The following is a 13,883-nucleotide window of genomic DNA, read 5'->3' as shown; positions in this document are numbered from 1 at the left end:
TGAACAAGGAAACCCATGCTCACTGCTGTGCCCTTTATCCTGACCGCTTCCCTGCTCGCGCCCGCCGCCCCGGCCGCGGCTGACCCCATTCGGACGGTGGCGCAAGAAACGGTCGCGGCCGGCGCGACCGGCGTGCAGATCCGGACAGTCCACAACGGACACTCTCGTACCGTCACCGCCGGAGTGTCCGAACTCGACTCCCGAAAGCCGGTCTCGCCCCACGGACGCTTCCGGATCGGCAGCACGACCAAATCGTTCGTGGCCACCGTGGTGCTGCAACTCGTCGCCGAGCACCGGATCGGGCTGGACACCCCGGTCGAGCGGTACCTGCCCGGACTGCTGCCACACGGCAACGAGATCACCGTGCGGATGCTCCTGCAGCACACCAGCGGCCTCTACAACTACCTCCGCACGATCTCGCTCGCGGGCACCGATCTGGAGAAAGTCCGCTACCAGCACTTTTCGCCGGAGCAACTGGTCGCCATCGCGACCGCGCAGCCGCTCGACTTCCCGCCGGGCAGCGCGTATTCGTACTCCAACACCAACTACACCGTGCTCGGCATGCTCATCGAACGGACCACCGGGCACGCCTGGGGCGACGAGGCGGCCAAGCGGATCCTGCGCCCGCTCGGCATGCACCACACGGTGATTCCCGGCGACCGCACCAAGATTCCGGGCCGGCACGCGCACGGCTACCAGGAGGTGAACGGGAAGCTGGTCGACGTCACCGAGCTGAACCCGAGCGTCGCCGGCGCCGCGGGCGAGATCGTCTCCACCACCGCGGACCTGGACACATTCGTCCAAGCGCTCGCGGCGGGGCGGCTCGTCCCGCGGACGCTGCTGGGGCAGATGACCACCCCGCGATCGGCGACCGAGAAGTACGGCCTGGGGTTGGAGACCCGGACCACGCCGTGCGGGATTCCGGTTTTCGGGCACACCGGCGGAATTCCCGGCTACGGGACGATCGCGTTCACCAGCGCGGACGGGAAGCGCCGGGTGGAGGCCTCGCTGACGTTCGGGCGCGGACCCGGCAACGCCGCCTTCTACTCGTTGATCGACAAGGTGATCTGCGCCTGACCGAGGTACGGCCGGAGACCCGGGCCGTCGCCACGAGCACCGCGGCTCGACGGCCTCGGCCCGGGTCGCGTTCGGACTCGTCCGCGCCGGAGAAGCGATCGAACGGCACGAGTTTTTCACTGCTCAGTAACGCGATCCGGCGCCCCTGCGTCTGTCTTGGTACAGACGAGGAGCTCAAGCGATGACCGATTCCCATTCCGGCGGCCCCGCACCGCGGCCGAGCGCTCCGCCCGCCGCGTTCCCGTGTCCGTACTGCGCGCAACCCGTCCAGGCGGGCGCGGTGCGGTGCTGGCGATGCGGCAACCGGCTGGTTCTCGCGGCCGCTCCGGGCGAGAGCGTTCGGCGGTTCGCCGCCGCGGCGGGGCTGGCCGCGGGCGGCGTGCTGGTCGGGGTGTCGCCGGTCCTGCCCTGGTTTCAGGTGGTGCTGCTGGGGAACGCGAGCCTGTTCGACGTCGCTCGCCTGGCGAGCAGCCGGACCGTGCCGCTCGTCTTTCTTCCCGTGGCTCTGGCGGTCTGCGGGGCCGCCGCGATCGTCGCGGCGGTCGTGCTGCGGGAGGGCGTCGCTGCCCGGGCGACCGGCTTCGTCCTGTTCGGCGTCGCCGGAGTCCTGGGCGGGTTGCTCCTCGTCAGTCTGCTGAGCGGTCTCGCCGACGCCGGCGGCCTCCTGCGCATCGGACTGGGGCCCTGGGTCGCCGTCGCTGGTGCGCTCTTCATGCTCGTCGGCGCGGTGGTGCCGCAGCCCGCCCACCGACCGCCGCGTGCCTCCGGCCGTGCCGTCTTCTCCAGCGTCGCGTGCACGGTCGTCATCGTGGTCGCCGTGCTGGGATTGACGTCCGCCGTCGGCATCGACCGAGCGACTCGCACCGCCGCGGGCAGCACGACAGCCACGCCGGAGCCAACACCGGTCATCCCCTCGTCGCCGGAACCCGTTCTCCCGCCGGTGTCCACCAGCGTCCCGACCGCCACCTCGACCTCGACCGAGGAACCGTCGACTGTCCCGCGCAACCCCCTCGCCGACGCCGAAGCGGTCGTCCAAGGGAAGGGATACCGCCCTTACCCAGGCACCTCGTGGGAATCGTCCGATGGCCTGCAGGTCATCCTCGCCACCATCGCCGAGTCGGCCGACGGCTACGCGAACCGGGCCTTCTTCTTCCACGACGGCAAGTACCTCGGCACCGACACCTCGGCCGACAGCGCCGGAATCCAAGAGGCGTGGTCCACCGACACCACCATCGCCCTCTCCTACGAGCTCTACAACGCCGAAGACCCGCAGTGCTGCCCCACCGGCAACGCGGCGACGGTCCGCTATCACTGGACCGGGACCCGCCTCGTCCCCCTCGACGCGATACCTCCCGCCGACCCCACCGCGAACCCGAGCCGACGCTGAGCCGTTGAGCTCAGCCATGATGAACACAGGCTCAGAGACGGCCTTCGGCCCGGTCGCGCACGCGTTGCCGCAGCCACTCCAGCAGCCTCGGATCGGCGCGTTTCAGGAGGAGATCCTCGATCATCGCCTCCAGCACCTCAGGATTCCCGTCGTCCGCCCGGAGGATCACCTGGCTGAACTTCAGACCGTAACCGCCCACGACCGCGAAGTCGCGACTCGGCCCGCCGTGAGCCGCCATGAGCAGGCCCGCCGGATCCAGGAAACTCGTCCACCGCGGGATCGCCACCGCCCGGAGGTAGTCCTGTACCTGAGGACCGTACTCGTCCATGGTGTCCGGAAGAAAATCCCAGACATAGCCGCCGAGATGCGAACCCGGGCCGCGATCGGGCGGCGACGCCTGCCTCGTCCGGACGAATCCCCAGTCGAACTTCGGCGGTTTCGCCGCCGAGCCGCCTTCGTAGTACTCCCGCAGCACTCGCGGGATCCCGGAGGCTTCCACGTGAAACGCGATCCTCGGATCCATCGGATAGGCGCGGAACTGCACGAAGGCAGCGTTCCCGCCCGGCGAGGACAGCCACCATCGGCGGATCCGGAGCCGTTTGAAGCCCGCTTCCTTCATCAGCGGATCGACATAGCGTTTCGCGAACTCGTCGAGCAGCTCGTCCATCCGCACCCCCGTTTCCGGCTCTTCGCAGAGTAGCCCAGGCTCGTATTCACGCTTTCCGCGAGCTCACGAGCAGGAGGCAGCCGATCGCGACCGCGGTCACGAGACCGGCGACGAGCAGCTTGGGATCGAGACTCGTGGTCGAGGCGGCCTGGGCGACCGGCGGCGCAGCGGCTGACGTCGGAGGGGCGGCCGCCGCACCCTGCTGGCTCGGTGCCGCGGAAGTGGCCACTGTGGACGGTGACGTCGTAGCAGTGGGCACTACTGGAGGCGCTGCCACGGCAGTACGGCTGGGAGCGGCACGCAAAGCTGGTGCGGCAGAAGGGGTTCGAGGGGGCGGCGGCTGGGTGGCGGCCGCCGGTTGGACGATGACCTGCGCTCGCATGTCCGGGTGCACCGAACAGTAATAAGAGTAGGTGCCGGGGGTGCGAAAGGTGTAGTTCCAGCTCTGCCCCTGCGACAGCTGCGGGCTGCGGAACGCGACAGGCGCGCTGGTGGTGACCACGTCGTGCGGAGCGGTGTCGTGCTGAATCCAGGTCACCGTGTCGCCGACGTGCACGGTGAGCGACGCGGGCGAGTAGGCGTAGTCCTGCATCATCACGGTCTGAGTCGCGGCGGCGGCCGGTGCCGTCACCGGAGCAGTGAGCGTGAGCAGCACCGCGGCGGCCAGGAGGGCGAGAAAGCGTTTCACTGAACGAACTCCCCGGCGAACTCGACGCGAATCGGCAGGCGGGCGAGCAGTCGCGCAACCCGGCCGACGGTCTGAAGTGGACGGCGCGGCGGCGGCAATGTCCCGCGCAGCCACAGGATGACGCGATCCGGTCCGGCGTCGCGAAGTTCGCCGCCGAACACCAGATCGCGTGACGAGTCGCCGAAATCGAGCCGTCCGGCGAACTCGACCGGCGGGCGTTCGGCGATTTCCTCGGCGGCGAAGTGCACCTCGCCCAGTTCCCGGGTGACCATTGAGGACGGAAGCAGGAAGACGGACCGGAATGACGAACCGTCGAGTTCGGCGGTGAGGCTGCTGCCTTCCGGGACGCGGGTGAACGTCGCCCGGCGGACGGTCAATCGTCCGCGCAGCACGGGAATCCCGAGCAGCCGCTGCGTCAGCTCCAGAACGCAGCGGTCGGGCCGGATCCGGTGCACGGCATGGTCAGCGGCGGCGGCCGAGGGCAGGAACCGGGTGTCAGTGGGCACGAAGTCCTCCGGGGATCGAGGAGGTCCGGGGCGGGCGCGGCGGCCCGCCCCGGACCGGGTCGGCACGCTCAGCAGGACGCCTGGTTCAGCAGCGGCGTCAGGACGCTTTCGAGCCAGACAGTGTGCGTTTTGATGTACTGGTCCAGATTCAGCAGGTCAGTGACCTGCTGGCCGGGCGACTCCTCGAGATGCGCGGCCTTGATGTGCGCGATGATCGGCGCGAGCGTGTCGGTGACGACCTTGTCGGCCGAACCGTCGAGCACGGGCTTGAGCACGCTTTCCAGCCAGACCGTGTGCGTCTTGATGTACTGATCCAGATTCAGCAGATCGGTGACCTGCTGGCCGGGCGACTCCTCCAGGTGCGCGGCCTTGACGTGGTCGAGGATCGGCTGCAGCACGCCCTTGGGCACGCAGTTTCCGGGCGGCGGGTCGATCGGCATCGGCATCGTGTGCGTCGGGCTGGACGGCGCGGTCGGTGTCGAGGACGAAGACGGCGGGGCGGTCGGCGAAGAAGGCGGCGGGGCGGGAGCGCCTTGGACCGTCACGGTCGCCTTCATGTCCGGATGAATCGAACAGTAGTAGGAGTAGGTGCCCGCCTTGGTGAAGGTGTGCGAGAAGGTGCCGCCGGTCTGCATGGTCGGCGACGTGAATTTCTCCGGGCCGTCGGTGACGACGACGTTGTGCGGCGCGGAATCGTGATTGGTCCAGGTCACCGTGTCGCCCGCGGAGATGGTCAAGCTGGCCGGCGAAAACTTGTACCCGCTCATCTCGACCGACTTGGCCGAGCCAGCCGCCGCGGCGGGAGCGGCGCCTCCTTGCTGCTGCGCGATTCCTTGGTAAAGCGGCACGGCGAGCGGGCTCTGCTTGGCCAGCGCCGCGAGGTCGACCTGCGGCGAGGCAGGCGCGGCGACCGGGGCGGTCTGCTGTCCCGTGCGCAGGGTGGTGAGACTGACCAGGGCCAGCGCCAGTGCGACGACCGCGACCGCGATCGGCCACCGGCGCCGGCGAGCCGCCTCGGGCGGGGCTTCCGGCCGCGTTCCGGCGGCGGCAGAGGTGGGTTCCGGGTTGTCCATCAAGGAGATTCCTTTCCGGGGTGGGACGTTCACCGGCCGGGACTGGCGGTGACGAGGAGGCTCGCCGCGAACAGCACCACCACGACGAGCGTGGCTTCCGCGGCGACGGAATAGACGAAGGGACGGACCGCGCCGGCGTCTCCGCGCAGCACCACCGCGAAGTCGAGCCGCCGCGCGACCCAGCTCTTGCTCGCCTGGGCGAAGAGCAGCACCACCGCGAGCGCCGCGAGTTTCGTCAGCAGGATCCGGCCGTAGCCGGAGGTGAACAGCCGTCCCGGATCGCCGAGCGTCCCGATCGCGAGCACGGCCCCCGCGACGATCACCAGGAGCACCGCCGTCAGGGCGAGTTTTGAATAACGGGGCACGACGTCGGCGAGTTCGCCGGGATCGCGCCGGGACAGCACGCCGAACAACAGCATCGCGAGCCCGCCGATCCACGCGCAGATTCCCGCCAGGTGCCCGAAATCCGCGAGCTGGCTCAGCAGCGGATGCGCGCTCTCCGCGGAATGCCCGGTCAGGCCGGTCGTGCGCAGCAGCCCGGCGGCGACCACCCCCGCGCCGACCCGCCACGCCACCGAACCCGCGGCACGACGGCCGCGTTGCAGCACGTCGGCGAGCACCACTCCGGCGAGCACCCACACGAGCGCCTTGGCGAACCAGATCCGGCCGAACTGGCTGTCGAGGACCTGGCCGAGCAGATCCGGGTCGACCAGATCCGCCGGGGACCGCTGTGCCACCCACGTGCCCTGCAAGCCGAGCCCGGCCACTGTCCCGGCGAATCCGAGGACCCAGCCGGTCACCAGCACGCCGCGCGCCCGGCGGCGGTCCGCTCCCGCCGGCCACAGCAGCGCGAGAAAGAACAATCCGCCGACGAACAAGGCGAGCCCGGAGTAGTCGACGCAGCGCGCGAGGACGTACCAGAATTTCGCGGAACCGAGGTCCATGGGCTCAGCCGCCGCTCGACGGGATCGCCGCGGGTTGCACCGGCGGGCAGGAGCCGAGGATCGTCGAGAGGAGCCCGTCCGGTCCGGTCACGCCGATCCCGGTCGTGAGACCGCCGATCAGCGGCAGCCCGCTTACCGTGTCGAGCACCGGCTGGACCGCGCCGGGCTGGCACGTCGGCGTCCCGCTCGGCGGAGGAGTTCCCGTCGGGGTCTGCGGCGGTGTTTCCGGCGGGGCGGGCGGCATCGGATCACCGGGCGGCTGCGGGATTTCCCCGGTCGGCGGCGGGACTTCGCCGGACGGCGCGTCGGCCACCGGAGCCGCGGGCGGAGGCGTGTCGACCGGCGGGATCCCGCCGCCGGGCACCGGCGGCATCGGCTGCACGGCGCCCGGAGGAGGCAGTTCGCCGTTGGGCAGAACCGGTTGCGGTGCGGGCGCCGCCTGCGCCGGAGCCTGATCCGAAGCGACCGGACCGCTCGCCGCAGTCGTCTTCAAGCCGATTCCCGAGGCGTACCCCACCACGACCACGACCGCGCCCGCCAGACAGGCCGCGACCACCTGTTCCCGCCCCACTGAAGCCACCACAAGCATTTCCTTCCCCGACGCCTGCCGCCGACCCGGCCGGATCACGACGGGGAGCACCACATCAAACCGCGCGTTTCTCCAGCCGACTCAATCATGACGGGAACGTAAAATTGATCTCCGAACAACAACCGGAAAACAGTGAATTCGACACTGCCGCCGACAGTGAGAACTATTTAACCTTCCCGTTTCGCGTTCGACCCGCCGCCGACAACGCGGTACCGAAACCATCTCGTTCCGGCACCTGTCCCCTTAGCGAAGCAGGGTTCATGCGACCATCTGCCGGGATTTCCGTCCCCGTCCGCCGCCAACCGAGCCGGGGCGCGCTTCTCGTGCGCGTCCTCGCGGTTATCGCGTTCAGTCTCTTGGCAACATTTTTCCCCACCTCGGCAGCCGAGGCGCACAGCTTTCTGGAATCGAGCACGCCTGCGAAGGATTCCGAACTTTCCGTCGCGCCCGCGAAAATAGTGCTCACCTTCAACGAACCACTGGACCGCGGTTTCACCGAATTGGCGGTACTAGGACCGGACGGTGCGACACATTGGGAGTCGGCGGCCGCCACAGTCACCGGCCCGGCCCTTTCCGCACCCGTGAAACCGCTCGGCCCGGCTGGGAAATACACCGTGCAATACAGGGTCGTGTCAGCCGACGGGCATCCCGTGTCCGGCGCCTATTCCTTCACCCTCACCAAGGCAGGCACCGGCGCCGCACCAGCCGCCGCTCCCCCGTCCGCGACGCAAGCCGCGCACGCCGCCAGTGACGCGAGCAGTGGAATCCCGGTCTGGGTGTGGATCGCCGCCGCGGCTGTGCTGCTGATCGCGGGCGGAATCGTCGCGGCCCGGATCAGCCGCGTTCCCGCACAAGACTGAGCGACTGTCCGAAATAGTCCTCGGCGCCGCAATTCACCCGCGCGGGCCGCGGCCTGTGCGCACTCGGATACCCGTTGCTGATCACCGCGCTACCGGAGCGAAGAATCCGCGCGGTCGAATGCCCGGGTACCTGACCTCACCGGAAGGCTTGTCCCATGCCGATTCCCGTGTCCGATGCCCTCGACCTGCAAGCAGACGTCGCCGACGGGAAGATCGACGACCTCCGCCGCCCCGGCCGCTACCTGGTGAGCTCGATGCTCGCCGGGGCCTTCATCGGGGTGGCGGTCGTACTGCTGCTTTCCGCGACCGGACCGCTCAACGCGGCGAGTTCCCCCTGGACCAAAGTGGTGCAGGGGCTGGTGTTCGGGATCGCCCTGACCGCCGTCGTGTTCGCCGGCGCGGAACTGTCCACCGGCAACATGATGACCATGGTCCAGGGCGTCCTGGTCCGGCGGCGCGGGGTCGGCGCGGCGGCCGCGGTCATCGTGGTGTCGTTCGTCGGCAACCTGCTCGGTTCGATCGTGTTCGCGTGGCTGGTCCACGAAGGCGGGGTGCTGTCGATCGGCGGTGCCGGCGGCCACGCCGGGCCTGGAGCGGCCTTGCTCGCGAGCCTGGTCAAGGCGAAAGCCGCGGAGTCCGCCAGCGCGCTGTTCTTCCGCGGCGTGCTGTGCAACTTCCTGGTGTGCCTCGCCGTGTGGATGGCCGCGCGCACGAAGTCGGACGGGGCCAAGCTGGCGCTGATCTTCTGGTGCCTGCTGGCCTTCATCAGCTCCGGATTCGAGCACGTGGTCGCCAACATGACGACGTTCTCGCTCGGCCTGCTGGACGGCGTCCCCGGCGCGACCGTCGGCGAATTCGGCCGCAACCTGCTGTTCGTGGGCCTGGGCAACCTGGTCGGCGGCGGTCTCCTGGTCGGCGCCGCCTACGCCCTGCTGGGCAAGCGCTCCCGCCCGGAACGCGCCGCCGCGACACCCGCTCCGGAAGAACTCGTCACGGCCGCAAGCTGATCGAGTCAACGCCGACGCTGCGGCAGATGTCGCAGCGTCGGCGTTTTCCGCGTCAGGCCGCCACAATCCGGCTTTCGTCCGCCGCACGCGGCGCTCGCTGGCCCAATTCTTCAAGCGGCGTCCGGTAAGTCTCGCGCATCGTCAGCACCGCGAGCCCCGCCACCACGGCCGCTCCGGCGGTCAGACCGGCGACCGGCAGCCAGTTCTTCAGGTCCGCTCCGGCAAGCGCCGCGGCGATGGACGGCGCGAAGCCACCGAGGGCGAAGCCCAATTGCGTGCCGACAGCGACCCCGGACATCCGCACCTTCGTGCCGAATTGCTCGGTCCACAAGGCATACCCGACCCCGCCGTACGCGCTGTACACGACTCCCGACAGCAGGATCCCGAACACGAACACCAGCACGACGTTCGCCTGGCTGATCGACCAGATGAACGGCCAGATCAGCACCGCGACGCCCAGCGAGGCGACAGCGAAGACGGGTTTGCGGCCGAACCGGTCGCCTGCCTTGCCCCACAACGGAATGGCGGCCAGCGCGACCACGTTGCTCAGCATGATCATCCACAGCATCGAACTGCGGGAAAGGCCGATCGTGGTCGCTCCGTAGGTGAGCGAATAGATGCTGACGATCGTGCTGGTGACCGAAATCAGCGCGCTCACCACGATCTTGAGCACATCGGGCGTGTGGTGCCGCAAAAGCACCAGCAGCGGCGCCTTGGGGACGGTGTTCTGCTTGCGCGCCGCGGCGAATTCGGGGCTTTCTTGCAGCGAACGCCGGATCCACCACCCGGCGACGGTGACCAATGCGCTGAGCAGGAACGGGATCCGCCAGCCCCACGACAGCAGCGCGGAGGTCGGCATCGAGGACAGCGGGAGGAACACCGCGGTCGCCAGGATCAGGCCGAATTGCGTGCCCGCCAAGGTAAAACTGGTGAAGTAAGCGCGCTTGCCCGGCGGCGCGTGTTCCAGCGTCGCGGATCCGGCGCTGGACTGTTCGCCCGCGACCGCGAGCCCTTGGACGAGCCGCAGCGCGACCAGCAGGATCGGGGCGGCGACGCCGATCGTGCCGTAACCGGGCAGGACGCCGATCAGAAACGTCGCGGCGCCCATGCCGAGCAGGGTCAGCAGCAGCACGCGTTTGCGGCCCAGCGTGTCGCCGAGATGCCCGAGGACGAACGACCCGACGGGACGGGCGACATAGGCGACGCCGAACGTGGCGAGCGAGGCGATCGTCGCGGTCGCGGCGTTGCCTGCCGGGAAGAACACCTTCGGGAAGATCAGCGCCGCGGCGGTGCCGTAGATGAAGAAGTCGTAGTACTCCAGCGCGCTGCCGATCCACGAGGACACGGCGGCCTGGCGTGGGGTGCGGCGGGCGGCGCCGGGCGATGCGGGGTCGTGCTCCTGGCGCGGGACAGCGTCGTCCACGTCAGCCTCCTTGATGACCGCGGCGGCGGTCGACGGGTCCGTCCGGCCGGAAGGGACCGGCTGTTTATGTACCGGATAGTGAGTTAGCCGCCGCTGGTGTGTCAAGACCTCGGCGCGAATCCGGTCCGGTCAGGCCCGCCCGACGTGCGCGGTCAGGTACTCGAGAACCAGATCCCCCAGCATGCGCCGGTAGTGGTCGCGACGGGAAGGATCCAGCAGGTCGCGGTCGAAAATGACCTGGAAGGTGTGCTGGTTCGCGGTCCGGAACACGCAGAACGCGCTGATCATCATGTGCACGTCGAGCGCGTCGACGTCGTCGCGGAACAGGCCGGCGGCGCGGCCGCGCTCGAGGATGCCGGCGAGCACGTCGACCGCCGGCGCGGCGAGCCCGGACAGGATCGGCGAGGTCCGCAGGTGCCGCGCGTGGTGGATGTTCTCGATGCCGACCAGCCGGATGAACGCGGGATGCGATTCGTGGTGGTCGAAGGTCAGCTCGGCCAGCGCCCGCATGGCGCGCGCGGGGTCGAGATGGTCGACGTCGAGCTGCTGTTCCAGGGCGCGGATCCCCTGGTAGGCGCGCTCCAGAACGGCGACGTACAGCCCTTCTTTGCTGCCGAAGTAGTAGTAGAGCATCCGCTTGGTGGTCCTGGTGCGCGCGGCGATCTCGTCGACGCGGGCGCCGTCGTAGCCGCGGTCGGCGAACTCGCCGGTCGCGACGTCGAGGATCTCGGCGCGGGTGCGCTCCGCGTCCCGCTGCCGCTCCGGCGCGTCGGAGGATTCGGCGCTCACGGGATCGTCCTCGCTGCTCGGCTCATCTCGCCGAGGATATCCGGCCGCCGCTTCCCTTTCGCGTTCGGACACGGTACAAGTAACTAACTAGTACATTCATTGACTGCGAGGAGTCGTGCGCATGTCCCCCGACCGCACCGTGCCCGGCCGGCTGCTGACCGGCCTCGTCGGGACCGGGATCGGCCCGTCGCTCTCCCCCGCGCTGCACGAGCGCGAGGCGCGCGAACTCGGCATCGAGTGCACCTACACCCGGTTCGACCTCGACGTGCTCGGCGTTCCGGCCGAAGCCGTCGGCGAGCTGATCGCCCAGGCGCGCGCGGAAGGCCTGGCCGGGGTCAACGTCACGCATCCGTGCAAGCAGCTGGTGATCCCGCACCTGGACGAGCTGTCGCCGGACGCGGCGGCGATCGGCGCGGTCAACACCGTCGTCTTCGAGGACGGTCGAACGATCGGGCACAACACCGACTGGTCCGGATTCCGCGACGGCTTCGTCGCCGGTCTGCCCGACGCGCCGCTCCGTCATGTCGTACTGCTGGGCGCGGGCGGTGCGGGCGCGGCCGCCGCGCACGCGCTACTAAGCCTCGGCGCTGAATCGCTCGCCGTGCTCGACACTGACACCGCCCGCGCGGCCCGGCTCGCCGACGATCTCACCGCGAGGTTCGGAACCGGCCGGGTGCGGACCGGGCACGGTCTTGAGCAAGAACTCTCCGAAGCCGACGGCTTGGTGCACGCGACCCCCGTAGGCATGGCCGACCACCCTGGCCTGCCGCTGCCGATGTCGTTGCTGCACAAGGAACTCTGGGTCGCCGAGATCGTCTACCGTCCGTTGGAGACCCCGCTGCTGCGCGCCGCCCGCACGCTCGGCTGCCGCACTCTCGACGGCGGCCGGATGGCGGTGCACCAAGCCGCCGCGGCGCTGAAACTGTTCTGCGGCCGCGAACCCGATCCGGCGCGGATGCTGCGTCACCTCACCGAACTGGCCGGCACCGAAACCCCAGGAGGCACCAGCCGTGTCGCGTGAACCCCGCACCGGAATCGCCACCGTCTGCCTCTCCGGGACGCTCGACGACAAGCTTTCCGCCGCCGCGGCAGCCGGATTCGACGGCGTCGAGATCTTCGAGCCCGACCTCGTCGCCTCCCCCATGCCGCCCGGCGAAGTACGGCTGCGCTGCGCGGACCTCGGCTTGTCGATCGACCTGTACCAGCCCTTCCGCGACCTGGACTCCACCGACCCGGACCGGTTCGCGGCGAACCTGCGCCGCGCGGAACGCAAGTTCGATCTCATGGAAGAACTCGGCGCCGACACCATCCTGGTCTGCTCCTCCGTGGCCGACGACGCGGTCGCCGACCTCGACCGCCTCGCCGAGCAACTGCACACGCTCGGCGAACGAGCCGGCGCGCGCGGGCTGCGGATCGCTTACGAGGCACTGGCTTGGGGCAAGGAAGTGTCCACTTACGACCGTTCCTGGGAGGCCGTGCGCCGCGCTGATCATCCGGCGCTGGGCCTGTGCCTGGACAGCTTCCACATCCTCTCGCGCGGCTCGGATCCCGCCGCCATCGCCGACATCCCCGGCGACAAGCTGTTCTTCCTCCAGCTCGCCGACGCGCCGCACCTGTCGATGGACGTGTTGCAGTGGAGCCGCCACCACCGGCTCTTCCCCGGGCAAGGCGCGTTCGACCTGCCCGGCTTCCTCGCTCCTGTGCTCGCCGCCGGATACACCGGACCGCTGTCGCTCGAAGTGTTCAACGACGTCTTCCGCCAAGCCGATCCCGACCGTGCCGCGATCGACGCGCACCGGTCCCTGCTCGCGCTCGCCGAAGCCACGAACCCCGTTGCGCAACCCGCACCAGAAGTCCGCGGACCGGCCTTCGTCGAACTCTCCGCCGACGACTCGCTGGCCCCCGTCCTGTCCGCGCTCGGCTTCGCGCGCACCGGAATCCACCGCACCAAACCCGTGGAACGCTGGGAACAAGGCACCGCGCGGATCCTCGTCAACCGCTCCGGCGGTCCGGCAGCCGTCGCCGCCCTCGCCGTCGAATCCGCCGACCCCGCTGCCGCCGCCCGCCGCGCCGTCCGGCTCGACGCGACCCGCCTGCCGCGAGACCGAGGCCCCGCCGAAGCGGACCTCGCCGCCGTCACCGCGCCGGACGGAACAGCGTTGTTCTTCTGCCGCACCGGAAACGACGACGACTGGACCGGAGATTTCGTTCCCACCGGCGAAACCGCCGACGGCATCGGGATCACCGGCATCGACCACATCGGACTGGCGCAGCCCTTCGACCACTTCGACGAAGCCGCCCTCTTCTACCGCACCGTGCTTGGCCTGAAACCCGCCGCGACCGGCGAGTTCGCCGCGCCTTTCGGCCTGGTCCGCAGCCGAGCCGTCGCCGACCCGCACCGCCGGATCCGGCTCGCACTCACGGTTTCCCTGCTGCGGCGCGGCGAATGGGCGCCCGGGGTGTCCGAACCGCAGTACATCGCCCTCGCCGTCGACGACATCCTCGCCGCGACTCAGGCCGCCCGCGCCGCCGGCGCTCCCCTGCTGGCCATCCCGGACAACTACTACGCCGACCTCGACGCCCGCCTGGACCTGCCCGCGGACCGGCTCGCCGCCTACCGGGACCTCGGCATCTTGCACGAACACACCCCGGAAGGCGACTACCTGCAAGCCTGCACCGAAGTCCTCGGCGGCCGGGTGTTCCTCGCGCTGGTCCAACGCCTCGGCGACCACGACGGCTACGGCTGGACCGATGCTCCGGTCCGCATGGCCGCACACCGCCGCCGCCGGATCGCCCGGGCGCACGTACCGGCCTGAACTGCGCTTTCGCGCCGGACGTGCCGGTGACGAAAATGCCTGCCCTGCCGCCTATTC

General features: G+C 69.7%; 14 protein-coding genes. 6 read left to right on the top strand and 8 right to left on the bottom strand.

Features of this window, described 5'->3' with window-relative positions:
* The first annotated feature begins 15 nt into the window (after nucleotides 1-15).
* Nucleotides 16-1,077, top strand: a complete 1,062-nt coding sequence (locus ACWDNU_RS09610) for a serine hydrolase domain-containing protein (RefSeq protein WP_449668471.1) — start codon at nucleotides 16-18, stop codon at nucleotides 1,075-1,077.
* A gap of 181 nt (nucleotides 1,078-1,258) precedes the next feature.
* On the top strand, nucleotides 1,259-2,464 hold the full coding sequence (locus ACWDNU_RS09605; RefSeq protein ID WP_449668470.1) for an LppP/LprE family lipoprotein: 1,206 nt from the start codon (nucleotides 1,259-1,261) through the stop codon (nucleotides 2,462-2,464).
* Nucleotides 2,465-2,495: 31 nt separating this feature from the next.
* On the opposite strand, the gene ACWDNU_RS09600 is transcribed toward ACWDNU_RS09605, so the two are convergent.
* The 6 genes from ACWDNU_RS09600 to ACWDNU_RS09575 form a co-directional block, all read right to left on the bottom strand.
* Nucleotides 2,496-3,131 (bottom strand): hypothetical protein, encoded by a 636-nt coding sequence (locus ACWDNU_RS09600; protein WP_449668469.1) that lies wholly within the window; start codon nucleotides 3,129-3,131, stop codon nucleotides 2,496-2,498.
* Between the two features lie 46 nt (nucleotides 3,132-3,177).
* Nucleotides 3,178-3,819, bottom strand: a complete 642-nt coding sequence (locus ACWDNU_RS09595) for a cupredoxin domain-containing protein (protein WP_449668468.1) — start codon at nucleotides 3,817-3,819, stop codon at nucleotides 3,178-3,180.
* Nucleotides 3,816-4,325, bottom strand: a complete 510-nt coding sequence (locus ACWDNU_RS09590; protein WP_449668467.1) for a hypothetical protein — start codon at nucleotides 4,323-4,325, stop codon at nucleotides 3,816-3,818. The genes ACWDNU_RS09595 and ACWDNU_RS09590 overlap by 4 nt, the downstream gene beginning before the upstream one ends.
* Nucleotides 4,326-4,393: 68 nt before the next feature.
* A complete protein-coding gene (locus ACWDNU_RS09585) occupies nucleotides 4,394-5,398 on the bottom strand; it encodes a cupredoxin domain-containing protein (protein WP_449668466.1) in 1,005 nt (334 codons plus the stop codon).
* A gap of 29 nt (nucleotides 5,399-5,427) precedes the next feature.
* Nucleotides 5,428-6,342 (bottom strand): copper resistance D family protein, encoded by a 915-nt coding sequence (locus tag ACWDNU_RS09580; protein WP_449668465.1) that lies wholly within the window; start codon nucleotides 6,340-6,342, stop codon nucleotides 5,428-5,430.
* A 4-nt stretch (nucleotides 6,343-6,346) separates the two neighbouring features.
* Nucleotides 6,347-6,931, bottom strand: a complete 585-nt coding sequence (locus tag ACWDNU_RS09575) for a hypothetical protein (protein ID WP_449668536.1) — start codon at nucleotides 6,929-6,931, stop codon at nucleotides 6,347-6,349.
* A 104-nt stretch (nucleotides 6,932-7,035) separates the two neighbouring features.
* Between ACWDNU_RS09575 and ACWDNU_RS09570 the strand changes: the two genes are divergently transcribed.
* Together ACWDNU_RS09570 and ACWDNU_RS09565 are read left to right on the top strand one after the other, a co-directional pair.
* Complete coding sequence (locus ACWDNU_RS09570) at nucleotides 7,036-7,791, top strand: copper resistance CopC family protein (RefSeq protein ID WP_449668464.1); 756 nt, start codon at nucleotides 7,036-7,038, stop codon at nucleotides 7,789-7,791.
* 155 nt (nucleotides 7,792-7,946) lie between these two features.
* Nucleotides 7,947-8,798, top strand: a complete 852-nt coding sequence (locus ACWDNU_RS09565) for a formate/nitrite transporter family protein (RefSeq protein WP_449668463.1) — start codon at nucleotides 7,947-7,949, stop codon at nucleotides 8,796-8,798.
* A 52-nt stretch (nucleotides 8,799-8,850) separates the two neighbouring features.
* Here the strand turns inward: ACWDNU_RS09565 and ACWDNU_RS09560 are convergent, their stop codons facing one another.
* Both ACWDNU_RS09560 and ACWDNU_RS09555 read right to left on the bottom strand, forming a co-directional pair.
* Nucleotides 8,851-10,221 (bottom strand): MFS transporter, encoded by a 1,371-nt coding sequence (locus ACWDNU_RS09560; protein WP_449668462.1) that lies wholly within the window; start codon nucleotides 10,219-10,221, stop codon nucleotides 8,851-8,853.
* A 129-nt stretch (nucleotides 10,222-10,350) separates the two neighbouring features.
* Nucleotides 10,351-11,010: a TetR/AcrR family transcriptional regulator gene (locus tag ACWDNU_RS09555; RefSeq protein ID WP_370935774.1), complete on the bottom strand. Its 660-nt coding sequence runs from the start codon at nucleotides 11,008-11,010 to the stop codon at nucleotides 10,351-10,353.
* A gap of 121 nt (nucleotides 11,011-11,131) precedes the next feature.
* On the opposite strand from ACWDNU_RS09555, the gene ACWDNU_RS09550 reads away from it, so the two are divergent.
* Together ACWDNU_RS09550 and ACWDNU_RS09545 are read left to right on the top strand one after the other, a co-directional pair.
* Nucleotides 11,132-12,031: a shikimate dehydrogenase gene (locus ACWDNU_RS09550; protein WP_449668461.1), complete on the top strand. Its 900-nt coding sequence runs from the start codon at nucleotides 11,132-11,134 to the stop codon at nucleotides 12,029-12,031.
* Nucleotides 12,021-13,826: a TIM barrel protein gene (locus tag ACWDNU_RS09545; protein WP_449668460.1), complete on the top strand. Its 1,806-nt coding sequence runs from the start codon at nucleotides 12,021-12,023 to the stop codon at nucleotides 13,824-13,826. The genes ACWDNU_RS09550 and ACWDNU_RS09545 overlap by 11 nt, the downstream gene beginning before the upstream one ends.
* The last annotated feature ends 57 nt before the right edge of the window (nucleotides 13,827-13,883 follow it).

The organism is Amycolatopsis sp. NPDC003676, from assembly GCF_053587275.1.
Note: the sequence above shows the minus strand (reverse complement) of the source record. Positions and strands in the feature narration are given on the sequence as shown.

Bases quoted from the DNA above. Each gene is read 5' to 3' on its own strand.
- ACWDNU_RS09610 (WP_449668471.1), top strand. From the start codon at position 16: ATGCTCACTGCTGTGCCCTTTATCCTGACCGCTTCCCTGCTCGCGCCC.
- ACWDNU_RS09605 (WP_449668470.1), top strand. From the start codon at position 1,259: ATGACCGATTCCCATTCCGGCGGCCCCGCACCGCGGCCGAGCGCTCCG.
- ACWDNU_RS09600 (WP_449668469.1), bottom strand. From the start codon at position 3,131: ATGGACGAGCTGCTCGACGAGTTCGCGAAACGCTATGTCGATCCGCTG.
- ACWDNU_RS09585 (WP_449668466.1), bottom strand. From the start codon at position 5,398: ATGGACAACCCGGAACCCACCTCTGCCGCCGCCGGAACGCGGCCGGAA.
- ACWDNU_RS09580 (WP_449668465.1), bottom strand. From the start codon at position 6,342: ATGGACCTCGGTTCCGCGAAATTCTGGTACGTCCTCGCGCGCTGCGTC.
- ACWDNU_RS09575 (WP_449668536.1), bottom strand. From the start codon at position 6,931: ATGCTTGTGGTGGCTTCAGTGGGGCGGGAACAGGTGGTCGCGGCCTGT.
- ACWDNU_RS09565 (WP_449668463.1), top strand. From the start codon at position 7,947: ATGCCGATTCCCGTGTCCGATGCCCTCGACCTGCAAGCAGACGTCGCC.
- ACWDNU_RS09550 (WP_449668461.1), top strand. From the start codon at position 11,132: ATGTCCCCCGACCGCACCGTGCCCGGCCGGCTGCTGACCGGCCTCGTC.